The organism is Acidovorax sp. ACV01 (assembly GCF_014851495.1).
Taxonomy (GTDB): domain Bacteria; phylum Pseudomonadota; class Gammaproteobacteria; order Burkholderiales; family Burkholderiaceae_C; genus Acidovorax; species Acidovorax radicis.
The window spans coordinates 280,135-302,322 of sequence record NZ_JACUZT010000002.1 but is presented as its reverse complement, the minus strand read 5'-3'; the positions used below and the strand labels follow the sequence as shown (position 1 = coordinate 302,322).

Annotated in this window: 20 protein-coding genes; 13 read left to right on the top strand and 7 right to left on the bottom strand. The window is 66.5% G+C overall.

What is annotated here, in order from left to right; translation table 11 throughout:
• Positions 1-6: 6 nt before the first annotated feature.
• Positions 7-1,098 (bottom strand): iron-sulfur cluster carrier protein ApbC, encoded by a 1,092-nt coding sequence (gene apbC, locus IB243_RS05930; RefSeq protein ID WP_010463262.1) that lies wholly within the window; start codon positions 1,096-1,098, stop codon positions 7-9.
• Positions 1,099-1,240: 142 nt separating this feature from the next.
• Between apbC and IB243_RS05925 the strand changes: the two genes are divergently transcribed.
• Positions 1,241-1,810 carry a restriction endonuclease gene (locus IB243_RS05925; protein ID WP_192426323.1) on the top strand — a complete coding sequence of 190 codons (570 nt, stop codon included), beginning with the start codon at positions 1,241-1,243 and terminating at the stop codon, positions 1,808-1,810.
• Positions 1,811-1,896: 86 nt separating this feature from the next.
• Here the strand turns inward: IB243_RS05925 and pyrF are convergent, their stop codons facing one another.
• Entirely contained in the window at positions 1,897-2,610 is a 714-nt protein-coding gene (pyrF, locus tag IB243_RS05920; RefSeq protein ID WP_225584768.1) for an orotidine-5'-phosphate decarboxylase, read from the bottom strand.
• 209 nt (positions 2,611-2,819) lie between these two features.
• Between pyrF and IB243_RS05915 the strand changes: the two genes are divergently transcribed.
• Positions 2,820-4,076, top strand: coding sequence for a patatin-like phospholipase family protein (locus IB243_RS05915; protein ID WP_192425739.1), 1,257 nt, complete (start codon positions 2,820-2,822; stop codon positions 4,074-4,076).
• A 69-nt stretch (positions 4,077-4,145) separates the two neighbouring features.
• Here IB243_RS05915 and IB243_RS05910 read toward each other — a convergent pair whose 3' ends face one another.
• A complete protein-coding gene (locus tag IB243_RS05910) occupies positions 4,146-5,312 on the bottom strand; it encodes an SMP-30/gluconolactonase/LRE family protein (protein WP_192425737.1) in 1,167 nt (388 codons plus the stop codon).
• 175 nt (positions 5,313-5,487) lie between these two features.
• Here IB243_RS05910 and metG point away from each other — a divergent pair, with 175 nt between their 5' ends.
• On the top strand, positions 5,488-7,602 hold the full coding sequence (gene metG / locus IB243_RS05905) for a methionine--tRNA ligase (RefSeq protein WP_192425735.1): 2,115 nt from the start codon (positions 5,488-5,490) through the stop codon (positions 7,600-7,602).
• A 119-nt stretch (positions 7,603-7,721) separates the two neighbouring features.
• Here the strand turns inward: metG and IB243_RS05900 are convergent, their stop codons facing one another.
• Positions 7,722-10,052 carry an FG-GAP repeat protein gene (locus IB243_RS05900; RefSeq protein WP_225584767.1) on the bottom strand — a complete coding sequence of 777 codons (2,331 nt, stop codon included), beginning with the start codon at positions 10,050-10,052 and terminating at the stop codon, positions 7,722-7,724.
• A 254-nt stretch (positions 10,053-10,306) separates the two neighbouring features.
• Positions 10,307-10,954, bottom strand: a complete 648-nt coding sequence (locus tag IB243_RS05895) for a YitT family protein (protein WP_192425731.1) — start codon at positions 10,952-10,954, stop codon at positions 10,307-10,309.
• Between the two features lie 407 nt (positions 10,955-11,361).
• Here IB243_RS05895 and IB243_RS05890 point away from each other — a divergent pair, with 407 nt between their 5' ends.
• On the top strand, positions 11,362-13,029 hold the full coding sequence (locus tag IB243_RS05890) for a SulP family inorganic anion transporter (RefSeq protein WP_192425729.1): 1,668 nt from the start codon (positions 11,362-11,364) through the stop codon (positions 13,027-13,029).
• A 12-nt stretch (positions 13,030-13,041) separates the two neighbouring features.
• Here the strand turns inward: IB243_RS05890 and IB243_RS05885 are convergent, their stop codons facing one another.
• Entirely contained in the window at positions 13,042-13,554 is a 513-nt protein-coding gene (locus tag IB243_RS05885) for an outer membrane protein assembly factor BamE (RefSeq protein WP_192425727.1), read from the bottom strand.
• A gap of 43 nt (positions 13,555-13,597) precedes the next feature.
• Here IB243_RS05885 and IB243_RS05880 point away from each other — a divergent pair, with 43 nt between their 5' ends.
• The 9 genes from IB243_RS05880 (at position 13,598) to bioF (ending at position 21,172) form a co-directional block, all read left to right on the top strand.
• Entirely contained in the window at positions 13,598-13,804 is a 207-nt protein-coding gene (locus IB243_RS05880) for a DUF3460 family protein (RefSeq protein WP_192425725.1), read from the top strand.
• A 123-nt stretch (positions 13,805-13,927) separates the two neighbouring features.
• The gene (locus IB243_RS05875) at positions 13,928-14,725 is read left to right on the top strand and encodes a ScpA family protein (protein ID WP_225584818.1); all 798 of its coding nucleotides are present in this window, start codon (positions 13,928-13,930) and stop codon (positions 14,723-14,725) included.
• A gap of 67 nt (positions 14,726-14,792) precedes the next feature.
• Positions 14,793-16,412: an L-aspartate oxidase gene (gene nadB, locus IB243_RS05870; RefSeq protein ID WP_192425723.1), complete on the top strand. Its 1,620-nt coding sequence runs from the start codon at positions 14,793-14,795 to the stop codon at positions 16,410-16,412.
• A complete protein-coding gene (gene queE, locus IB243_RS05865; protein ID WP_192425721.1) occupies positions 16,409-17,044 on the top strand; it encodes a 7-carboxy-7-deazaguanine synthase in 636 nt (211 codons plus the stop codon). Before nadB ends, queE begins: the two co-directional genes overlap by 4 nt.
• A 26-nt stretch (positions 17,045-17,070) precedes the next feature.
• Entirely contained in the window at positions 17,071-17,445 is a 375-nt protein-coding gene (locus IB243_RS05860) for a 6-carboxytetrahydropterin synthase (protein ID WP_192425719.1), read from the top strand.
• Positions 17,446-17,527: 82 nt separating this feature from the next.
• Positions 17,528-17,908 carry an aspartate 1-decarboxylase gene (gene panD / locus IB243_RS05855; RefSeq protein WP_010463239.1) on the top strand — a complete coding sequence of 127 codons (381 nt, stop codon included), beginning with the start codon at positions 17,528-17,530 and terminating at the stop codon, positions 17,906-17,908.
• Between the two features lie 2 nt (positions 17,909-17,910).
• Positions 17,911-19,239: an adenosylmethionine--8-amino-7-oxononanoate transaminase gene (gene bioA, locus IB243_RS05850; RefSeq protein WP_192425717.1), complete on the top strand. Its 1,329-nt coding sequence runs from the start codon at positions 17,911-17,913 to the stop codon at positions 19,237-19,239.
• On the top strand, positions 19,236-19,907 hold the full coding sequence (gene bioD / locus IB243_RS05845; protein ID WP_192425715.1) for a dethiobiotin synthase: 672 nt from the start codon (positions 19,236-19,238) through the stop codon (positions 19,905-19,907). The genes bioA and bioD overlap by 4 nt, the downstream gene beginning before the upstream one ends.
• The gene (bioF, locus tag IB243_RS05840; RefSeq protein WP_192425713.1) at positions 19,904-21,172 is read left to right on the top strand and encodes an 8-amino-7-oxononanoate synthase; all 1,269 of its coding nucleotides are present in this window, start codon (positions 19,904-19,906) and stop codon (positions 21,170-21,172) included. The genes bioD and bioF overlap by 4 nt, the downstream gene beginning before the upstream one ends.
• A gap of 67 nt (positions 21,173-21,239) precedes the next feature.
• Here the strand turns inward: bioF and IB243_RS05835 are convergent, their stop codons facing one another.
• A complete protein-coding gene (locus IB243_RS05835; protein ID WP_010463232.1) occupies positions 21,240-21,998 on the bottom strand; it encodes a carbonic anhydrase in 759 nt (252 codons plus the stop codon).
• Positions 21,999-22,188: the final 190 nt, after the last annotated feature.

Sequence of the window (22,188 nt, the reverse complement as noted above, 5' to 3'; positions counted from 1 at the left end):
GGAGGATCAGGTGTTCTTGCTGATCGAGATGGTGGGGAACTTGTTGGAGAAGTCCTTGGCCTGCTGGGCGATCTTCACCGCCACGTCGCGCGCCACCTTCTTGTAGATCTTGGCCACGTCCCCATCCGGGTCGGCCACCACGGTGGGCTTGCCGCTGTCGGCCTGCAGGCGAATGCTCATGTCCAGCGGCAGCGCGCCCAGGTAGTCCATGTTGTATTCGGCTGCCATCTTCTTGCCGCCATCGGCGCCAAAGATGTGTTCCACGTGGCCGCAGTTGCTGCACACGTGGGCTGCCATGTTCTCGACGATGCCCAGGATGGGCACGCCCACCTTCTCGAACATCTTGATGCCCTTCTTGGCGTCCAGCAGGGCGATGTCCTGCGGGGTGGTGACGATCACCGCGCCGGTCATGGGCACGCGCTGGGACAGCGTGAGCTGGATGTCGCCGGTGCCCGGCGGCATGTCGATGATGAGGTAGTCCAGGTCCTTCCAGTTGGTCTGGCGCAGCAGTTGCTCCAGCGCCTGGGTGGCCATGGGGCCGCGCCAGATCATGGCTTCGTCCTGGTCCACCAGGAAGCCGATGGACATGACCTGCACGCCGTAGTTCTCCAGCGGCTCCATGGTCTTGCCGTCGTCGCTTTCGGGGCGGCGGTTGATGCCCAGCATCATGGGCTGGCTCGGGCCGTAGATGTCGGCGTCCAGCACGCCCACGCTGGCGCCCTCGGCGGCCAGGGCCAGGGCCAGGTTGGCGGCGGTGGTGCTCTTGCCCACGCCGCCCTTGCCGGAGGCCACGGCGATGATGTTCTTGACCTGGGGCAAGAGCTGCACGCCGCGCTGCACGGCGTGGGCGATGACCTTGGTGGTGATGTTGACCGACACGTTCTCGACCCCCGCCACGCCCTTGGCGGCGGCCACCAGGCTGCGGCGCAGCTCGGGCACCAGGCTTTTGGCGGGGTAGCCCAGTTCGACATCAAAAGCCACATCGCCACCGGTGATCTGCAGGTTGCGCAAGGCGCGGGTGCTGACGAAATCCTTGGCCGTGTGGGGGTCCAGCACGCTGGAAAGTGCGGCCAAAAGGCCCTGTTCGGTGACTGACATGCAAATAGCTCCTGTGGGGCGGGTAGTCTATTCCGAAGGCGCAGGCCCCTTCAGCTGAAGGACAATGCGCTCGCTCTGTCCCTGGCTCTACAGCGGCGGCAACCCGTGAAACCGAACGAAAAGGACCCCCGTGAAATTCAAGATGGCCGAGAAATCCCTGTTTGCCATGCTGCTGCGCTCGCCATGGTGGATCAGCTTTGTGGTGGTCGGCCTCATCGTCCTGGCCGCAGGTGCGCTGCTGCCCAAGGAATACTTCGCGGTGGGTGCGCTGGCGGGTTTCCCCATCTTTGTGGTCGGCTGCATTGCTGCCTGGAAACAACTGCGCGCCCCCAACCCTGCCAGGGTTGCCGAGATGCTGGAGGCCATGGGGAGCATGCCCTGGCGCAGCTTTGCCGACACCCTGGCATCCGCCTGGACCCGGGCGGGCTACACCGTGGAGCGGATCAACGGCAACAACGCCGGGGCCGACATGCGCCTGACCCTGGGCGGCAAGACCACGCTGGTGAGCGCCAAGCGCTGGAAGGCTGCCACCCACGGCGTGGAGCCCTTGCGCGAACTGCACGCGGCCATGGTGGCCAGCGATGCCCAGGCGGGCGTCTATGTGGCAGCCCTGGGGCAGGTCAGCGACAACGCCCGGGCGTTTGCTGGCGAACACGCCATCGTGGTGCTGCAGGGCGATGCTGTGGCGCAGCTTCTGCTGCGCCAAGGCTAGGTAGCTATGTTTCAAGGCCCGCAGCCCCGCTGAATCACCGCAGTGAAGTCAAAAGGCGACGAGTCGGCCCTTCCTGGGCCACGGTTTCAACCGTCCAGTTCTGCGCACAGGGCGGCAAAAGAAACGGCAGGGTTCAAAGCGCGTGATATCGGCCGGCCAACCACCACATGCGTTGCACCAGCCTCGATGGCCTGCGCTGCGGTGGTGAAGCGGGCGTGGTCGCCTTTGGCAAACTCCAACGGCTGTATGCCGGGCGTGACGATCAGCATCTCCTGCGGCAATGTGTTGCGCAGGAGCCTGGCTTCCAGTGGCGATGCGACTACGCCATGGCAGCCTGCTGCTTGGGCAAGGAGCGCAAGGCGCAGCACCTGTTCTGGCACTGTCGATACCACGCCCACTTCGCGCAGCGCCTCGTCGTCCATACTGGTGATGACGGTTAGTGCGAGCACTTCGAGCCCGGGGAAGTGCGCCGCAGACGCCACGGCAGCTTCCAGCACCGCAGATCCTGCCGAAGCATGAACCGTCACCTGGGAAATGCCCAACTCCCCGGCCGCAGCAACGGCGGCAGCCACCGAGCTTGGGATTTCAAACAGCTTGAGGTCCAAAAAAACCCGCTTTCCGGCGTCCACCAGCTCGCGGACAAAGGAAGGGCCTGCCGCCGTGAGCAACTGCAAGCCCACCTTGTAGAAAGACGCGGCGGGGCCCAGCTTCCGGACTAGGTCGGACGCAGCCGCAGGGAAATCAAGCGAAACGATGATGCGCTGGTTCAATCCGCCCCCCAAAGAAATCTTCACGAGCATGCCACAGGCACCGCGCAGGCAACCCGTGCCCCACCCGCGCTGCAATGGAGGAAGCCCGACGCAGGCTCGTCCCCAACCCTTCGGTGGGGGTTTGCAAGATTGAAGCCCCTCGGCAACGGCGAGACCTCCAGCCTCCTCCATGCGGGTTTTCCCACATAAAACGCTCGCGGCCGCCCCCCGACACTTGGGGCACCACCCAGCAAACACCCATGCCGCCCTCAGCCCCTTCCGATACCCCTGCCTCCCACCGCCCCCCTACCGGCCTGCTGCTCACCGGCGGCGGCGCCCGTGCCGCCTACCAGGTGGGCGTGCTGGAGGCCATTGCCGACATCCGCCACGCCTGCGGAGAAGGCGGCGGGCCCAACCCGTTCCCCATCATCACGGGCACTTCCGCTGGCGCCATCAACGCGGCGGCACTGGCCTGCGGGGCCGACAATTTCGACCGCGCGGTGCGCCGCATTGCCCGCGTGTGGCGCCAGTTCCACGCCAGCCAGGTCTATGGCGCCGACTCGCTCTCGGTGATGCGCAGCGGCGCGCGATGGCTCACGCTGGTGTCGATGGGCTGGGCACTGGCGCGCTGGCGGCGCATGCGCCCGCGCTCGCTGCTGGACAACTCGCCGCTGGAGAAACTGCTCGTCAAGATGGTGCCGCTGGTGCGCCTGCCGGGGCTCATCCGCAAGGGGCACCTCGCGGCGCTGGCCGTGACGGCGTCGAGCTACAGCTCGGGCGAACATGTCACTTTTTTTGAAGCCGCCACGCCCGTCAAGCCCTGGGTGCGCTCGCAACGCAAGGCTGCCAGCGACCGCATCACGCACGAGCACCTGCTCGCGTCCTCGGCCATTCCGTTCATTTTTCCGGCCAAGGCCATCGAGGTGGATGACCACATCGAGTATTTTGGTGACGGTTCCATGCGCCAGTCGGCGCCCATTGCCCCTGCGATCCATCTGGGGGCAGAGCGAATTCTGGTGATCGGCGCGGGCCGCATGCACGAGCCCAAGGGCGATGCCGCCGCCAATCCCACGGCCACCTACCCCACGCTGGCGCAGATTGCGGGGCACGCGCTGTCCAACATCTTTCTGGACGCGCTGGCGGTGGACGTGGAGCGCGTTCAACGCATCAACCAGACCCTGTCGCTCATCCCCGAGGAAAAACGCCTGCACAGCGCGCTGCGCCCCATCGAGCTGCTGGTGATCGCCCCCTCGCAACGGCTCGATGCCGTGGCCGCACGCCATGTGGGCGACCTGCCTGGGCCCGTGCGCGCCATGCTGGGCGCGTTGGGCGTGACCTCCAACATGGCCGATGTGCGCGGCGCCGCACTGGCCAGCTACCTGCTGTTCGAGTCGGGCTACACGAAGGAGCTGATGGCCCTGGGCCGGGCCGACACCCTGGCCATGCGGGCCGAGGTGTGCCGGTTCTTCGGCTGGACGGATACTGGCGCCGAGGTGCAGATGAGGGAGCATTCGTGACACCCCCCTGGGTCGCCTCGCGCCTTGCAGGCAGCGCGCCATACCGTGGCAGCGGCGACCAAGAGACCGCTACTGCCCCTTGAGTACATCCTTGGGCAACCAGCCCAGGCCATGCGCGTGCAGGCTCTGCACATACAGCCGGTCCGCCGTTTCGGTGATCGCCGTGGTCTCGGGGTAAGCGCCGCTCGGGTCCTGCAGGTCGGCCACCACCTTGCCGTCGTCGGTGAACGCGATCACATGGCCGTAGGGCTTGGGGATGGGCCACAGCGCACGTGGCAGGCGCAGGGTCAGGCTGCGCAGCCAGGGCTTGCCGGACATGTTGTCGATGGCGGCGCCGCGCGGCTTGGCAAAGCCCAGCCAGATGCGGCCGTCCATGCCGCGCATCAGGTTGTCGGGGTAGCCGGGCAGGTTGTCCAGCAGCACGCGGGCCTGGGGTGCGGGCTGGCTGCCGGCGGGCGCCTTGACCTTGGCATCGGCCTCGCTGATGTCGAGGTCGTTCGCGTCTACCGCAATCTTCCACACCCGGTACTTGCCGGTCTCGTTGACGAACAGGCTTTTCTCGTCCTGGCTCAGCGCCACGCCGTTGGCAAAGCTGATGCCCCGCGCCACCACACGGGTGCTGCGGGTGGCGGGGTCGTATTCGAGCACGCGGCCGGTGCTGGCCTGCTCCAGGATGTCGAGCACGCTGGCTTCAAAGGTACCGCCCCAGTCCTTGGGGGCAAAGCGCGTGGAGGCGTCGCTCAGGTACATCTTGCCGCTTTGGGCCACCACCACCGCATCGGCATAGCGGATAGGGTCGTTGCCCACCTTGTCGGCCAGCACGGCGACCTTGCCATCGGGCGCAATGGACAACAGGCCCTTGACCGCATCGGCGGCAATCAGGTTGCCTGCTGCATCAAAGTCAAAGCCCAGCACCCGCCCGCCGGTGTTGGCAAACACCTCCTGGCCCGAGCCATCGGCATTCATGCGCAGGATGTTGCCGCTGAGCACGGTGGTGTAGAGCTTGCCGTCCTTGCCAAAAGCGATGTGCTCGGGCCCCACCTCGCCCTTCAGAGCGATCATCTGCAGCTTGGCCAGGCGCTGGTTGGGTGCGTGCACACCCTGGTAGCCCGGCGCGGCAGGCGCGCTCCAGGCCACCGGCTGGATGGGCACCGGCCACGCCGCCAGGTAGGCGGCCACCGCCAACACAGCGCCGCCGACGCCCCACCCCACCCGTTTCGCCCATGTTCTGGCCATCTGAGATCTCCTCGTTGCATGTTGGAATGCGAGGCATTGTGGCGCCATCGGTGGCCTGCGCGCACGCCCTGACTGGCACCTGGGCGACCCAACCGGGCCCACGCAGCGGCCGCAGCGGTCAAGGACACTGCCGACCGCCTAAAATCACGGGTTCCGCCTGAGAAAGCCGCTTTTCATGACGTCATCCGCCCGCAAACTCTTCGTTACCACCGCCCTGCCGTATGCCAACGGCAACTTCCACATCGGCCACATCATGGAATACATCCAGGCCGACATCTGGGTGCGGTACCAAAGGATGCAGGGCCACGCGGTGAACTTCGTGGGCGCGGACGACACCCACGGCGCGCCGATCATGATTGCCGCCGAAAAAGCAGGCAAGACGCCCCAGCAATTCGTGGCCGACATCGCTGCCGGCCGCAAGCAGTACCTTGATGGTTTTCACATCAGCTTTGACAACTGGCACAGCACCGATGCGCCCGAAAACCACGACCTGGCCCGCCAGATCTACCGCGACCTGCGCGACCGCGCGGATGGCTCGCTGATCGAGGTGCGCACCATCGAGCAATTCTTCGACCCCGAGAAGAACATGTTCCTGCCCGACCGCTACATCAAGGGCGAGTGCCCCAAGTGCCACGCCAAGGACCAGTACGGCGACAACTGCGAGGTCTGCGGCTCGGTCTATGCGCCCACCGACCTGATCAACCCGTTCTCGGCCCTGTCGGGCGCCAAGCCGGAGCTGAAGCACTCCGAGCACTTCTTCTTCAAGCTGTCGGACCCGCGCTGCGTGGAGTTTCTGGAGAACTGGACGCAGGACGGCAAGCTACAGCCCGAGGTGGCCAACAAGATCAAGGAGTGGTTCACCGTCCGCACCAACCCCGACGGCACACAAAGCGAAGGCCTGGGCGACTGGGACATCAGCCGCGACGCACCCTACTTCGGCATCGAGATCCCCGATGCACCGGGCAAATACTTCTACGTGTGGCTCGACGCGCCCGTGGGCTATCTGGCCTCGCTCAAGAATTGGTTCGACAAGGGCGGCCCCAAGGCCAAACATGGCGAGACGCGCACCTTCGACGAGTACATGGCCGCTGCCGACACCGAGCAGTACCACTTCATCGGCAAGGACATCGTCACCTTCCACACGCTGTTCTGGCCCGCCATGCTGCACTTCAGCGGCCGCAAGACGCCCAACAACGTGTTCGTGCACGGCTTCTTGACCGTGAACAACGGCGAGAAGATGAGCAAGAGCCGCGGCACGGGCCTGGACCCGCTCAAGTACCTGAGCCTGAACATGAACGCCGAATGGCTGCGCTACTACCTGGCGGCCAAGCTCAGCGCGCGCAATGAGGACATCGACTTCAACGCCGAGGACTTCATGCTCCGCGTGAACAGTGATTTGATCGGCAAGTACGTGAACATTGCCAGCCGCGCGGCGGGCTTCCTGACCAAGCGTTTTGACGGCAAGCTGACCAGCGACTTCGGCGTCCCCGGTACGGCCCTGCTGGCCGAAGTGCGCGGTGCCAGCGGCGCCATCGCGCAGATGTACGAAACCCGCGAGTACAGCAAGGCGACGCGCGAGATCATGCAACTGGCCGACAAGGTCAACGCCTACGTGGACCAGAACAAGCCCTGGGACCTGGTCAAGGATGCCGCCAACAACGAGGCGCTGCACCAGGTGTGCTCGGTGCTCATCAACACCTTTGCGTCGCTCACGCGCTACCTGGCTCCTGTGCTGCCGGGCCTGGCCCAGGCCGTGCAAGGCTTCGTAGGTGTGGACATGCAGCAATGGGACGTGGCGGGCGACGTGCAGGCGATCACTCCCTACCAGCACCTCATGCAGCGCGTCACCCCCGAGCAGCTTGAAGCATTGTTTGAGGCCCCAGCGCAGGCAGAACAAGCGCCAGCAGCTACCGAAACCATAGCAGCACCCGGTGGTGAAGAACTGGCCCCCACCATCACCATCGACGACCTCACCAAGATCGACCTGCGCATTGCGCTGATCGTGAACTGCGAAGCCGTGGAGGGATCGACCAAGCTGCTGCGCCTGACGCTGGACGTGGGCGAAGGCCGCACGCGCAACGTCTTCAGCGGCATCGCCAGCGCTTACAAGCCCGAAGACCTGATCGGAAAACACACCGTGATGGTGGCCAACCTGGCCCCGCGCAAGATGAAGTTTGGCGTGAGTGAAGGCATGGTCCTGGCCGCCAGCCATGGCGACGAAAAAGCCAACCCCGGGATCTACGTGCTCAACCCCTGGCCCGGCGCCACGCCCGGCATGCGCGTGCGGTAAAGCGCGCAGACCCAGCAGATCGGGCGGCGCCCAAGGGCACTCAGGGGCGCTGGGGGCCGCCGCACCACCAGGCAATGAAGGAAGGGGCAGGACATCCACCAGCCCCGCTCCTCAAAGCATCAGTACAGGTACACCGCGCCCGCGTTGGTTCTGCTTTCGTCGATCTGGTTGCCACCAACTCCGTTCGACCCGCCGTCTTCCGTCGATGCACCCACGGCCAGCGTGGTGCCGTCACCGGATATCGCGACGCGGCCGCCGAACCGGTCCCCCGCGCCGGTGTTGGGGGCCTTCAGGTAGGTTTGCTGCGCCCAGGAGCCGGCGCTGCGGCGAAACACCAGCACAGCGCCTGCATCGACTGCCGCGGTGTCGGCCTGGTCTCCATTGAATCCGCGCGCACTGCTGTTGTCCCGGTACGACGGCACCACCAGCGTGTTGCCGTCGCTGGACATGGCCAGGTTGTTCCCGAAACGGTGGGGCGCACGGGTATTGGAGGCCTTCAAATAGGCCTGTGGCTGCCAGGCGCCGCCTGCACGGATGAACACGAACACCGCTCCCGAGTTGGTGGCCAGCGTGTTGCTCGCGGGGGGCACCACGAAAACGCCAGTGTGGTTGCTGCTGTCTCCGTCCATTCCCACGGCCAGCGTATTGCCGTCGCCCGACAGCTGGACCGCTACGCCGAAGCGGTCCTGCGCCAGGGGTAGCGGAGCCTTCAGGTAGGCCTGCTGCGACCACGTTCCCGCGTTGCGCTCGAACACGTAGGCCGCTCCGGCATTGGCCAGCGTGTCGTCCGCCGGATTGCTTGTGAAGGCGCTGCGCTCAAAGAAGGCCCCCACCGCCAAGGTGTCGCCCGACCCGGACACACTGAGGTAGATCCCGAAGAAATCTCCCGCCCCCGCGTTGGAGGCCTTGAGGTAGCCTTGCTGTGCCCAGTTGGTGCCTGTGCGGGTAAAGACATAGGCAGCCCCAGACGCGGAATAGGCTGCGTTGCCGTGCACTCCGCTCAAGTCGCCATCCTCGTTGTAGGCGCCAACCGCCAAGGTGTTGCCGTCGTTCGAGAGGGCGACGAATGAACCGAAAAGATCGTCCGCATCCGCGTTGTTCGCCTTGATGAAGGCCTGCTGCGACCAGGATGCACCCGTGCGAGCATACACATAGACGGCACCTGAGTTGCTGGCCAGGTTGTTGGTCGCCGGCATCGTCGAAAACGTGCCCTTCTGATCGCCGCTTTCGCCGTCCGCGCCGATGGCCAGCGTATTGCCGTCGGCAGACAAGGCCAGGGCGTTGCCAAAATAGTCGTTGGCCTCGCCGTTGGGGGCCGCAATGCGCGCCTGCTGCGACCACGTGGCGCCGCTTTTCGTGAAAACGTACACCGCGCCGGTGTTGCCGCCCTCTCCATAGGCCCCCACTGCCAGCGTGGTGCCGTTGCCGGACAAGGCCACACGGTTTCCGAACCGACCTTCGACCGTGGTGGTGGAAGCCTTGAAATAGCCAACCGCACGCACCATGTCCGCAGCCACGGAGGCCGATGGGGCGCTGCACCCGCCCGCGTTGCAGGCGCGCACCGTGTACGCGGCATTCAGCCGCTCGTGCAACAGCCCCCGTATGGCGTAGGTCAGCCCGGTGGTAGCCGTCGAGCCGATCTGCGCGGATGCCAGCGGGCCCGGGCCGTCCGGGTCTTCGTACACCGTGTAGCTGGTGGCGCCGGGCGCCGAGGTCCAGGAAAAGACCAGTGCCTTCGTCCCATAGGCAATACCCAGGCCACCCGGCGTGGGGGGCGCCGGCACAGGTGGGGGCGGAGGTGGCGGAGGGGGAGGCGAAGATACCGTGCGGCAAAGCACCCGCACCTGGGTCACTGGCGCCACCACGACACCGGTGGCAGCATCCACCGTGCAAACCTGGTCCGCTGGCTGTTCGCGCACCGTCACGGCGTAGGGGCTGCCGTGGGACAGCGGAGATGCAAAACTGAAAACGCCATTGGCTGCCACCAACAGGTCCGCGGCGCCGTTGAGCCGCAAGGTCACGACGCCAAGCAGCCCCGTGATCGATCCGCCGACGGTGTAGGTATGGGTGGTGCAGGCCACCAGGATATTGGTGACCGGGCCTGCCACCACGCCCGAGCCGTTTTCCACAACGCAGGTCTGCCCGGCGGGCTGGGTCCGCACAACGATGTGATAAGCCGCGCCCTGCGAGATGCTGGTGGCATAGCTACCGCTGGCCGTGATGGTCAGCTCCGCTCCCGTGCCATTGGCCAGGACGAGCGTGCCGACCAGCCCCGTCACGGTGCCGCCCACGGAATGTTGCGCCACGGGTGGCGGTGGTGGGGGCGCAACGGGGTCTTCGCCACCGCCACACGCCATCAGTGCTCCACTCACCACCGGAAGGAACAGCCTTGCCGCCCCGGCAAGCCTTGCCCACAGCGCCTCGGCTCTGGCAGAAAAAGTTCGATACATCAGGGGTTCTCCGGGCACGTGAACGGGGTGGGCGCTTCACCCCCTCAGAAAGCGCGGGCGAATCCGGCTCCCGTGGTGCAGGTTCAGGCGGGGTGACAGGGACTCTAGTGCGGGTGGACGTGCCAACGCACCCCCACTGAAGCAGGGTTGACAGATGGAATTGAATCGACCACCGGGGTTTCGCAGGGGCTCAAAACCCCGGTGACCCGTTCACGATCTGAGGCAGGCAGCCGCCGCGCTGGCGGCCCTCGCCCTCAATGGCCCACGTAACGCCCTGGCCGGTGGCTGATCCACAAGAACCCGCTCATCACCAGCACGGCCAGCACCGAATACGCCACGCGGTCCACCGGCACCACAAACAGCGCCAGCAGCACCACGGTGCCATCGATCATCATCTGCACCTTGCCCGCGCGCATGCCGTAGCGGGCCTGCAGGTACAGCGACACCACCGTAGCCCCACCCAGGCTGGAGCGGTGGCGCGCCAGAAACAGGCAGCCCGTGCCCAGCAGCAGCCCGCCCAGCAACGAGGCGAACAGCGGGTTCAGGTAGTCCACATGCATCACGTGCGGGAACAGCTCGGTCAGCAGCGACAGCAGGGCCACGCAAACAAAGGTCTTGATCGTGAACTCGTGGCCCATGCGCGTCCAGGCAAACCAGTAGAACGGCAGGTTGACCACAAAAAACAGCTTGCCGAACGAGACGCCGGTGACGTAGTGCAGCAAAAATGCCGCGCCCGCCGTGCCGCCCACCAGCAGCCCCGCCTGGTTGAACAGCATGAGCGCCATGGCGACAAACAGCGTGCCGGCAAACAGCGCCTGCACATCCTCGAACGCCCCGTGGCGCAGGGTGGTGGCATCGGCGGCGGCGTTGGGCTCTGCAGCGGGGACGGGGGTGTCGGTCATGGTGTGGGGGTCGGGCAATCGTCCAATCAAGCCGCACAAGGCGGGGGCCGGGAAGGCAATCCAAGATCAGCAAGCAATATGCCAGGGAGCGCGGGCGCCGCCCCTGCCTAGCAGCATGTGGGCGGGTAAATTTTTAGCTTTTTTAGCCTAAATCGCTTATTGGTATTCGTTAGTTTGCTATCTATTTTGCAAATCCATCGACACCCAAGCCGCCCGGCGCGGACCCCGGGAGCGGGCGCATTCGGCACGCAATGTGCTTGGTCTGCGCACAGATTCCGCCCCATTGCACTCCGCACCCGGCTCACTACACTGAAGTCTGCCTCGCACTGATCCGGTTGTGGCTGCATCTCGGCGGTGCCGATGCCCTGGGCCGCCGCAGAGCCCCCGACAAGAAAGTGCCCGCCACCATGCAGTTTTCACTCGCCTTCCACCCCCGCTTGCTCGATGCGCTGCGCGGCTACGACAAGGGCCGATGGCTGGCCGATGTGGGCGCGGGGGTGACGGTGGGCATCGTGGCGCTGCCGCTGGCCATGGCGTTTGCGATTGCCAGCGGGCTCAAGCCCGAAGCGGGGTTGTGGACGGCGATCATCGCGGGCTTTCTGATCTCGGCCCTGGGGGGCACCAACGCGCAGATTGGTGGGCCGGCGGGGGCGTTCATCGTCATCGTCTACGGCATCGTCGAGCGCTATGGCGTGGCCAATTTGCTGATCTCCACGGCCTGCGCGGGCGTGCTGCTGGTGTTGCTGGGGCTCTTCAGGCTGGGCACGCTGGTGCGTTTTGTGCCGGTGAGCATCGTGATCGGCTTTACCAACGGCATTGCGGTGCTGATTGCGCTGTCGCAGGTGAAAGACTGGCTGGGGCTGTCGATTGACCGCATGCCGGGCAATTTTTTCTCGCAGGTCGGCACGGTGGCGCAGCACCTCGACAGCTTCAATCCCTATGCGTTTGGGCTGGGCGCAGCCTGTGTGGCCGGGCTGTTCCTCTGGCCCAAACTGATGATGAAAGGCTCGCCCATGATGCAGGTGCTGGAGCGGCACACCGTGCGCAGCTTTGCACGCGTGCCTGCGCCGGTGGTGGCCCTCGTCACGCTGAGCCTGCTGGCCTGGGCCATGGAGTTTCCGGTGGAGACGATTGGCTCTCGGTTTGGCGGCATTCCACAGGCGCTGCCGGTGTTCGAACTGCCCGATTTTTCGTGGGAGACGGTGCGGCTGCTGGTCACGCCCACACTCACCATCGCGCTGCTGGGCGCCATCGAATCGCTGCTGTGCGCCCGCGTGGCCGACCAGCTGGCCACCGATCCGCACCACAAGAAACACGACCCCAATCAGGAACTGGTGGCCCAGGGCCTGGCCAACCTGGTGGTGCCGTTTTTTGGCGGCATGCCCGCCACGGGCACCATTGCACGCACGGTGACCAACATCCGCTCGGGCGCCACATCGCCCATTGCAGGCATGGTGCACGCCGCCACGCTGGCGGTGATCGTGCTGGTGGCCGCGCCGCTGGCACTGCACATTCCACTGGCGGTGCTGGCGGGCATCCTGCTGTATGTGGCCTGGAACATGGGGGAGTGGCACGAGTTCGTGCGCCTCAAGCACTTCAGCAACCACTACCGGCTGCTGATGCTGGGCACGTTTTTCCTCACGGTGGTGTTCGACCTCACGGTGGCGGTGGAGGTGGGCCTGTTCATGGCCTGCGCGCTGTTTGTGCGGCGCATGAGCGGGCTCTTTCGCGTGGTGCGCCAGCCGGAACCTGAAGGCGCCCCGGCCCGGGGGCGGCCCACGGCCACCTGGCGCCTGCACGGCGCGCTGTTCTTTGGTGCCGCCGCCAAGATCGACCCCATCCTCCAGGCCGTGGAGGCCGGCCCGCCCGGCATGGACGTGGTGCTGGACGCGAGCGAACTGGTGGCGCTGGACACCACAGGGCTCGACGCGCTGGCCCAGATCCTCAAGGGGGTAGCCGCACGCGGCGGGCGGCTGCGCCTGGTGCACCTGCACGAGCAGCCGCGCTCGCTGATCGAGCGTTCGGGCTTTGCCGCCCGGCTGGCGGCGCAGGGGCTGGAAGACCTGCCGGTGTGATCGTCTGCGGCGCTACTTGCCGCCCTTGAACTCCGGCGCATCCAGGTCAGCGCCTGTCTGGGTGCGCAGCACCACCTGGTCGGGCCCGTAGACCACGGTGAATACCTTGGCCTGGTTCGGCGCCTCCAGGTAGCGCCAGTCGGCGTGGGTTTCCCGCTTCAATTCGTAGGGCGTGACCTTGGCGGGCTTGCCCAGCAGGCGGCGCACCTCGTCCATGCGCGTGCCGGGCACCACGCGCGCAAAGTTCTCGGGGGTGAGCACCTGGCGCAGCGCGGTCATGCGGCCGTCGCCGCCGATGGTGATCATGTAGTTGACCTGGCCTGCAGGCTGGCGGTTGTACTCCAAGGTGCGGGCACCGTCGGCTTCGTCCCACACGTTTTCGGGGGCCCCAAAGCGGTCTCGCACATCGGCCTCGGTAGAGACGCCGGGCTGCAGTTCGCTGATGCGCTGCGGGTCGCAGGCGGTGAGCGCCAGCAGGGAAAAGGCGGCGGCGGCCAAGGCAGCGGCGCGATATATCAAGGGCATAAGTCGGTCCCGGTAAAATCCGTGGCAAAGAGGTTAACAGTCCATGTCCATTTTCCGCCGCCCCGACTACCAGTCCGACACCACCCAGTTCATCAACCAGCTCAAGGCCAGCCGCCCCGAGCTGGACCAACAGCAGCAAGCAGGCCGCGCTTTGCTGTGGGACAAGAACGTGGACCGCAAGGTCTGGGGCGAATACCACGACGGCCAGGTGCCCCAGAAGCCCTACGTCTACCAGACGAACGCTGAATAAGCATCCAATTGGCCTGCAGCGCTTAACCATCAAGCGCTGATAGCTCACTTTTCAATAGCATTCATGACCACCGCGAACGCAGCGGCCCATTCGCCCAGCGCGCCCGTGCTGGATGCGGCGGGCATGCCCGTGGTGGTCGATCAGGTGGCGCTGGCGCGCCTGTATGGCGAGCCGCTGTTTGCGCTGCCGCAGGACCTTTACATCCCGCCCGATGCGCTCGAAGTCTTCCTGGAAGCCTTTGAAGGCCCGCTCGATCTGCTGCTGTACCTGATCCGCAAGCAGAACTTCAACATCCTCGACATCCCCATGGTGGGAGTCACCAAGCAGTACCTGGCGTATGTGGACGAGATCCGCAGCCGCAACCTGGAGTTGGCGGCCGAGTACCTGCTGATGGCGGCGATGCTGATCGAGATCAAGTCGCGCATGCTGCTGCCGCCCAAAAAGCAGGCTGAGGGCGAAGAGCCCGAAGACCCACGCGCCGAGCTGGTGCGCCGCCTGCTCGAATACGAGCAGATGAAGATGGCCGCAGCCCGCCTGGGGCAGCTGCCGCAGTACGGGCGCGACTTCCTGAAGGCGCAGGTGTACATCGAACAAAGCCTGCAGCCACGCTTTCCGGACGTGCACGTGGTGGAGCTGCAGGACGCCTGGCGCGACATCCTGAAACGCGCCAAGCTGGTACAGCACCACCGGATCACGCGCGAGGAACTGAGCGTGCGCGAATACATGAGCATGGTGCTCAAGACACTGCAAGGCCGCCGTTTTGTGGAGTTTGAAGAACTCTTCGAGCCTGAAAAAGGCAGCACCGTGCTGGTGGTGACCTTCATCGCCTTGCTGGAGCTGGCCAAAGAGACGTTGATCGAGATCACACAGGCCGAGGCCTTCGCACCCATCTACGTGCGCCTCGCCTACACGCCGGCCTAGGCTGGCCCCACTGTTCACCGCCCTGGCCGGTGGCCGTGGCGCTACTCCCATTCCTCACCCGCAAGCCATGGCATCCCACGACTTCGACGTTCTCATCGTAGGCAGCGGCCTCGCCGGTCTCTCGGCGGCCCTGCACCTGGCGCCCACGCACCGCGTGGCCGTGATCACCAAGCGCACGCTGCAGGATGGCTCCAGCGGCTGGGCCCAGGGTGGCATTGCCGCCGTGCTGGCCGATGACGACAGCTTTGCTGCCCACATTGAAGACACGCTGGTGGCGGGCGCGGGCCTGTGCGACCTGGCCACCACACGCTTCGTGGTGGAAAACGCACCCGCCTCCATCGCCTGGCTGCGCGAGCTGGGCGTGCCCTTCACGCTCGAAGGCGACCAGCTGCACCTGACCCGCGAAGGCGGGCACAGCGCGCGCCGCATTGCCCATGTGACCGACGCCACCGGCGCGGCCGTGCAGCGCACGCTGATCGACGTGGTGCGCGCCACGCCCGGTATCACGCTGTTCGAGCAACACACGCTGGTGGACCTGATCACCACACGCAAGCTCGGCCTGCCTGGCAACCGTTGCCTGGGCCTGTATGCGCTGGACAGCGACACCGATTCCGTTGTGACCTTCCGCGCGCCGCAGACCATCCTGGCCACGGGCGGCGCAGGCAAGGTGTACCTGTACACCACCAACCCCGACACCGCCACGGGCGACGGCATTGCCGCCGCCTGGCGCGCGGGCTGCCGCGTGGCGAACATGGAGTTCATCCAGTTCCACCCCACGGGGCTGTACCACCCACACGAAAAATCCTTCCTCATCAGCGAGGCGGTGCGTGGCGAAGGTGGGCAACTCAAGCTGCCCCCATCGGCCGGCGGCACGCGCTTCATGCTCGACCACGACCCGCGCGCCGAACTGGCCCCGCGCGACGTGGTGGCCCGCGCCATCGACTTCGAGATGAAAAAACACGGCCTGGACTGCGTGCACCTGGACATCTCGCACCAGAGTCCCGCGTTTTTGCAGGAACACTTTCCGAACATCCTGGCCCACTGCGCCGCGCTGGGCATCGACATCACCAAAGAGCCCATCCCCGTGGTGCCCACGGCCCACTTCACTTGCGGTGGTGTGCTGACCGACCTGGCCGGCCGCACCGACCTGCCCGGCCTGTACGCCGTGGGCGAAGTAGCCTGCACCGGCCTGCACGGCGCCAACCGGCTGGCCAGCAACTCGCTGCTCGAATGCATGGTGTTCGCGCGCGCTGCGGCCCAGGCCATTGCCGCAGCGCCCGCGCCCGAGCTGCCCGCCCTGCCCGCCTGGGACGACAGCCGCGTGACCGATGCCGACGAGTGCGTGGTCATCTCGCACAACTGGGACGAGCTGCGCCGCTTCATGTGGGACTACGTGGGCATCGTGCGCACCAACAAGCGCCTGGAGCGCGCTGCGCACCGCATCGCCACGCTGCAGGGCGAGATCAACGAGTTCTACGCCCACTTCCACGTCACGCGCGACCTGCTGGAGCTGCGCAACCTGGTGCAGGTGGCCGACCTCATCGTGCAGAGCGCACAGATGCGCCGCGAAAGCCGAGGCCTGCACTTCAGCCGCGACTACCCCGAGCTGGCCGCTCCCGCCGCGCCCACCATCCTGGTACCTCCGGTGGCCCGGCGCACCGCCGAGAAACCGAGCCTGCGGCCATGACCTACAGCGTCAAGGAAATCTTCTACACCCTGCAGGGTGAAGGCGGCCAGGCGGGCACACCCGCCGTGTTCTGCCGCTTTGCGGGCTGCAACCTCTGGACGGGCCGTGAGCAGGACCGCGCGCAGGCCATCTGCCAGTTCTGCGACACCGACTTTGTGGGTACCGATGGCACGCTGGGCGGCAAGTTTAAGACAGCCACGGCGCTGGCAGAGCTGATCGCCGCCCAATGGCCTGCAGGCGCGGGCCACCGCCTGGTGGTGCTGACGGGTGGCGAGCCGCTGCTGCAGGTCGATGCGGCGCTGATCGACGCGCTGCACGCCCAGCAGTTCCGCATCGCCGTCGAAAGCAACGGCACGGTTGCCGCCCCCGAAGGCATCGACTGGTTGTGCATCAGCCCCAAGGCCGGTGCCCCGTGGGTGCAGCGCAGCGGGCAGGAGCTGAAACTCGTGTGGCCCCAGCCGGGGTTTGACCTGCAGGCATTGGAACAAGACACGCAGTTTGCCCACCGCTTTCTCCAACCCATGGATGGCCTGCTGCAGCGCCAGAACACCGCCACCTGCATTGATGCCTGCATGGCCAACCCGGCGTGGCGCCTGAGCCTGCAAACCCACAAGCTCACCGGCATCCGGTAAGCGGACCTTCTTTGTTGTCGTTGTCTATGTTGTTCACCATTTCCCAGCGGTTCTTCTTCGACGCCGCCCACACCCTGCGCCGTGAGATCGAGGCCGAAGGCAGCCGCCGCGTGCACGGCCACACCTACCACGCCGAGGTCTCGCTCAGCGGACCGCTCGACCCCGCCACCGGCATGGTGCTGGATCTGGGCCTGCTGCGCCGGGGCCTGGAGGTGGTGCGCGAGCAGCTCGACCACCACATGCTGGACGACGTGCCGGGCCTGGGCACACCCACGCTCGAGAACCTGTGCGTCTTCATCGCCCAGGCCCTGCCTTCCGAACTTCGCCCCCGCGTGAGCCGCGTGCGCGTGTGGCGCGAAGCACTGGGTGACAGCTGCGTGCTCGATTTTTCTGTCCATTGACCCTGCCGCCCGCCTCGCGTGCCTTCAAGCACTGGCGCTGTCTGCCGTCATCCTTTCAACGTCTTCATCGCAAGGAAGTCCGATGTTCCGCACCCTGCTCAAATCCAAGATCCACCGCGTGGCCGTGACCCAGTGCGAGCTGCACTACGAGGGCTCCTGCGCCATCGACGAAGACCTGCTCGATGCGGCCAACATCGCCGAGAACGAGCAGATCCACATCTGGAACATCAACAACGGCGAGCGGTTTGTCACCTACGCCATCAAGGGCCAGCGCGGCAGCGGGATGATCTCGGTGAACGGCTCGGCCGCGCGCCGCGCATCCGCAGGCGACCTGATCATCATCGCGGCCTTCGCCCAGGTGCATGAGGACCAGGTGCCCACCCACCAGCCCCAGCTGGTGTTTGTGGACGACCACAACCGCCAGACCGAACTGCGCCACGCCGTGCCTACCCAAGTGGTCTGAACATGCAGCCTACGCACGACGGGCTCGTGGCCCGCAGCCTCGCCAGCGTCTGGCACCCCTGCACGCAGATGAAGCGGCACGAGGCCCAGCCCCCCGTGGCTATCGCCCGCGCGCAGGGCCCGTGGCTCTATGGCACCGACGGCCAGCGCTACCTGGACGGCATCAGCTCCTGGTGGGTCAACCTGTTTGGCCACAGCCACCCGCACATCCAGGCTGCGCTGGTGGACCAGCTGGGCCGGCTCGACCACGTGATGCTCGCGGGCTTCACGCACGCGCCGGTGGTGGAGCTTTCCGAGCGCCTGGCTGCGCTCACCGGCCTGGGCCACGCGTTCTACGGCAGCGACGGAGCAGCCGCCACCGAGATCGCGCTGAAGATGAGCGCGCACTACTGGCGCAACAGGGGCCTGCCCGCCAAGAGCCGCTTCGTGGGTCTGGCCGGGGGCTACCACGGCGAGACGGTGGGCGCGCTGGCCGTGACCGACATCGCCATCTTCCGGGAGGCCTATGCCCCGCTGGTGCGCCTGGCCGACACCGTGCCCAGCCCCGATGCACGCGGAGCGGCCCCGGGTGAGACGGCACAGGACATGGCACGGCGCGCCGCCGCCGCGCTGGAAGCCTGGCTGCAGGAGCACCACACCACCACCGCGGCCTTCATCGTCGAGCCGCTGGTGCAGTGCGCCGCCGGCATGGCGATGCACAGCCCCGAATACCTGCGCCTGGCGCGCGCGCTGTGCAGCCGCTACGAGGTGCACCTGGTGGTGGACGAGATCGCCGTCGGCTTTGGCCGCACCGGCACGATGTTCGCGCACCAGCAGGCGGGCATCCGGCCGGATTTCATTTGTCTGTCCAAAGGACTCACGGGCGGCACGCTGCCCCTGTCGGCCGTGCTGACCACCGATGGGGTGTACGCCGCGTTCTACGACGACGATGTGGCGCGGGGCTTTCTGCATTCGCACTCGTACACCGGCAACCCGCTGGCCTGCCGCGCGGCGCTGGCCACGCTGGAACTGTTCGACGAACTCGATGCCCTGAACGCCAACGCGACCCTGGCCCTGCGCCTCGACGCCGCCTGTGCGCCTCTCACCCACCATCCGCGCGTGCGCCATGCGCGCCGTCTGGGGATGATCTGGGCCTGGGACATTGATACGGCAGCCCCCGACTTTGCACGCCGCTACCACCAGCACGCCATGGCGCGTGGGCTGGTGCTGCGGCCTATTGGAAATACGTTGTATGCCATGCCACCCTATGCGCTGGATGAAGAGGCCGTGCAGTGCCTTGCCAGCGGTGCGCTCGACGCACTGAACGCCACCCTGCAGGAGGAGAACCCATGATTGGATGTTTTGTCACCGGTACCGACACAGGCGTCGGCAAGACGCTGGTGTCCACCGGCCTGCTGCACGCCCTCGCGCCGCACCACCGCCGCGTGGTCGGCATGAAGCCCGTGGCGGCCGGCGTCGTACCGTGGGGCGAGGACTGGGCCAGCGAGGACGCCATCGCACTGCGCTCGGCCTCCACCCTGGCCGTGGCACCAGAGCTGGACAACCCCGTTCTGCTGCTCGACCCGCTCTCGCCCCACATCGCGGCAGAACGCGCCGGGGTGCAGATCGACATCGCCGCCATCGTGCGCAGCTACCAGGCTCTGGCCGCGCAGGCCGATGCGGTGGTGGTGGAGGGCGCGGGGGGCTTTCATGTGCCGCTGACCAACACCCAGACCGGTGCCGACCTGGCCCAGGCCCTGGCGCTGCCGGTGGTGCTGGTGGTAGGCCTGCGCCTGGGCTGCCTCAACCATGCGCTGCTCACGGCCGAAGCCATTCGCACGCGCGGCCTCACCCTGGCCGGTTGGGTGGCCAACCGTGTGGACCCCGAGATGGACGCCACCGACGAGAACATCGCCTACCTGCGTGCGCGCCTGGGCGCACCGCTGCTGGCCGAGGTGCCTTACCAGGACCTGCCCGATGCGCGCAGCCTGGTGTTTGAGCTCCCCGGAGAATGGCTATGACGCAGGAATCCCACCCCACATCCTGGCTCGACGAGATTCCGGGGCGCCTGGCCGACATCGAGCGCGCGCACCTGCTGCGCCGCCGCCGCGTGGTGGTGCCCGCCAAGGGTGCCCGCCTGTTGGTGGACGGCCAGCCCATGCTGGCCTTTTGCAGCAACGACTACCTGGGCTTGGCCAGCCACCCCGCGCTGGCCGAGGCTGCCCGCGCCGCCACGCACACCTTTGGCGTGGGCTCCGGCGGCTCGCCCCTGGTGAGCGGGCACAGCGCCGCCAACGATGCGCTCGAGCACGACCTGGCCGCCTTCGTGCAACTGCCCCGTGCGCTGTACTTTTATGCGGGCTATGCCACCAACACCGGCATCATCCCTGCGTTGGTGGGCGCTGGCGATGCGCTGTTTTCCGACGCGCTCAACCACGCCTGCCTGATCGACGGCGCACGCCTGTCGCGCGCCACCATCCACCGTTACCCGCATGCCGACCTGGCCGCGCTGGAGGCACAGCTCGCCGCCAGCCCCGCACGGCGCAAGCTGGTGGTCAGCGATGCCGTCTTCAGCATGGATGGCGATCTGATCGACATCCCGGCACTGCTGGGACTGTGCGAGCGCCACGACGCACTGCTGCTGCTGGACGACGCCCATGGTTTTGGCGTGCTGGGCCCCCAAGGGCGCGGCAGCCTCGCGCAGGCGGGCCTGACGGGCGCCACGGCATCGCGCCGGGTGCTCTACATGGCCACGCTGGGCAAGGCAGCGGGCGTGGCTGGCGCCTTTGTAGCGGGAGATGCTGCACTCATTGAATGGCTGCTGCAGAAAACCCGCACCTACATCTTTGCCACGGCCGCGCCACCCCTGCTGGCGAGCGCGTTGCGCAAAAGCCTGGAGCTGATCGCGGCGGCAGACGACCTGCGGGAGGGGCTGCGCCAGCGCATCGCCCAATTGCGCGAAGGCCTGGCCGCGCTGCCCCCGGAACTGGGCTGGCACCTGCTGCCGTCCCACACGGCGGTGCAGGCACTCGTGATCGGCAGCAACGAAGCAGCCCTGGCCGTGATGGAAAGCCTGCGCCGCCAAGGCCTGTGGGTGCCGGCCATCCGCCCGCCCACGGTGCCCGTGGGCACGGCCCGGTTGCGCATTGCGCTGTCGGCCGCCCACACGGCGGCCGATGTGGACGAGTTGCTGGCCGCGCTGGCAACCCATGCGGCCGACTGTGTGGCGGCTCGCCCACAAAAAACCGCAGGCACCAGCATGGCGCCTGCGGCCGCTACAGCCTGACTATGGGCCTGCACATCGCCTGAAGGCTCAGCCGACCTCTGGAAACCAGGAGGTCGGCTGAGCACCGTCAGGCGCTTTCCTTCACCACCCGTCCGTTGAGCGGCTGCAGCGGCCGTGCGTTGGCGTTGTAGAGCTGGCGAAACGCCTTGATCTGCTGGGCGCCCAATTTCACAGGCTCCTTGAGCACCATCCACTGAACCCCCTCAGAACAGGGCGGCGTGGTCAATGAGCCGGCAAAGCTGTAGTAGCCCTTCTTGGCAGGCAAGAGGGTGCTGGCATCCAGGCTCAGGCCATCGACCGTCACCTGCTCACCCACACGCGGCAAGTGCGCAAAGATGGGCGCCCAGGCCGCGTTGGTCTTGCCGGTCTGGAGCAGCACCGCCACCACGCCCAGCCCACCGTCCGCGCCCTTGTGCACAAAGTGCGCCACCATGGCCGCATGCTTGCCACCAATGGCCTCCTCGCTGGGGGTGTGGAAGTGGAACTGCAGCAGGTCCATCGGCTTGCCATCCACCACCAGCTTGCTGCCCGCGGGCATGTTCACCTGCACGGTATGCCCGTTGTTGACCAGCGTGGGGGCACCGGCCGCGTACTGGAAGTCCAGCGCGGGCAACGCCTCTTTCACGGTCTTGCGAATATCGATGGGGCTCTGCGCCGCACCGCGCGCGCAGGCCTCGAAGCCTGGCTCCAGCGCCCCCCAGTGGGTGGCGCCGTGTTTGCCCTTGTACTCCCAATGCGGGTGAGCCCCTTGGGCACCCGCCCAGGTGGCCGCACACAGCGCCAGGGCAGCCACGGTGGTGTGTCGAATCAATGTTTGGTATTTCATGGTTTTATTGAAGACAGGTGAGGAAATGCTGCAGCCTGCCTGCATATTGGCTCCGAGCACAGCAGCCCCTTCGGATTTCGCCCTGGAAGGCTTCTGGCAGCACGGCAGCAACACACAAACCGGCACACAACGCGGGCCCCACAACGCGCAGGGCCGCCCGGATTCTGAGCAAACGGCTTGCCGTACGGCA

Excerpts from the sequence above, each read along its gene's own strand:
- IB243_RS05890 (WP_192425729.1), top strand. The coding sequence starts at position 11,362 with ATGCAGTTTTCACTCGCCTTCCACCCCCGCTTGCTCGATGCGCTGCGC.
- IB243_RS05925 (WP_192426323.1), top strand. The coding sequence starts at position 1,241 with ATGGCCGAGAAATCCCTGTTTGCCATGCTGCTGCGCTCGCCATGGTGG.
- IB243_RS05910 (WP_192425737.1), bottom strand. The coding sequence starts at position 5,312 with ATGGCCAGAACATGGGCGAAACGGGTGGGGTGGGGCGTCGGCGGCGCT.
- bioA (WP_192425717.1), top strand. The coding sequence starts at position 17,911 with ATGCAGCCTACGCACGACGGGCTCGTGGCCCGCAGCCTCGCCAGCGTC.
- metG (WP_192425735.1), top strand. The coding sequence starts at position 5,488 with ATGACGTCATCCGCCCGCAAACTCTTCGTTACCACCGCCCTGCCGTAT.
- IB243_RS05860 (WP_192425719.1), top strand. The coding sequence starts at position 17,071 with ATGTTGTTCACCATTTCCCAGCGGTTCTTCTTCGACGCCGCCCACACC.
- bioD (WP_192425715.1), top strand. The coding sequence starts at position 19,236 with ATGATTGGATGTTTTGTCACCGGTACCGACACAGGCGTCGGCAAGACG.
- IB243_RS05915 (WP_192425739.1), top strand. The coding sequence starts at position 2,820 with ATGCCGCCCTCAGCCCCTTCCGATACCCCTGCCTCCCACCGCCCCCCT.
- IB243_RS05895 (WP_192425731.1), bottom strand. The coding sequence starts at position 10,954 with ATGACCGACACCCCCGTCCCCGCTGCAGAGCCCAACGCCGCCGCCGAT.
- IB243_RS05900 (WP_225584767.1), bottom strand. The coding sequence starts at position 10,052 with ATGTATCGAACTTTTTCTGCCAGAGCCGAGGCGCTGTGGGCAAGGCTT.
- queE (WP_192425721.1), top strand. The coding sequence starts at position 16,409 with ATGACCTACAGCGTCAAGGAAATCTTCTACACCCTGCAGGGTGAAGGC.
- apbC (WP_010463262.1), bottom strand. The coding sequence starts at position 1,098 with ATGTCAGTCACCGAACAGGGCCTTTTGGCCGCACTTTCCAGCGTGCTG.
- panD (WP_010463239.1), top strand. The coding sequence starts at position 17,528 with ATGTTCCGCACCCTGCTCAAATCCAAGATCCACCGCGTGGCCGTGACC.
- nadB (WP_192425723.1), top strand. The coding sequence starts at position 14,793 with ATGGCATCCCACGACTTCGACGTTCTCATCGTAGGCAGCGGCCTCGCC.
- IB243_RS05885 (WP_192425727.1), bottom strand. The coding sequence starts at position 13,554 with ATGCCCTTGATATATCGCGCCGCTGCCTTGGCCGCCGCCGCCTTTTCC.
- IB243_RS05835 (WP_010463232.1), bottom strand. The coding sequence starts at position 21,998 with ATGAAATACCAAACATTGATTCGACACACCACCGTGGCTGCCCTGGCG.
- pyrF (WP_225584768.1), bottom strand. The coding sequence starts at position 2,610 with ATGCTCGTGAAGATTTCTTTGGGGGGCGGATTGAACCAGCGCATCATC.
- bioF (WP_192425713.1), top strand. The coding sequence starts at position 19,904 with ATGACGCAGGAATCCCACCCCACATCCTGGCTCGACGAGATTCCGGGG.
- IB243_RS05875 (WP_225584818.1), top strand. The coding sequence starts at position 13,928 with ATGCCCGTGGTGGTCGATCAGGTGGCGCTGGCGCGCCTGTATGGCGAG.
- IB243_RS05880 (WP_192425725.1), top strand. The coding sequence starts at position 13,598 with ATGTCCATTTTCCGCCGCCCCGACTACCAGTCCGACACCACCCAGTTC.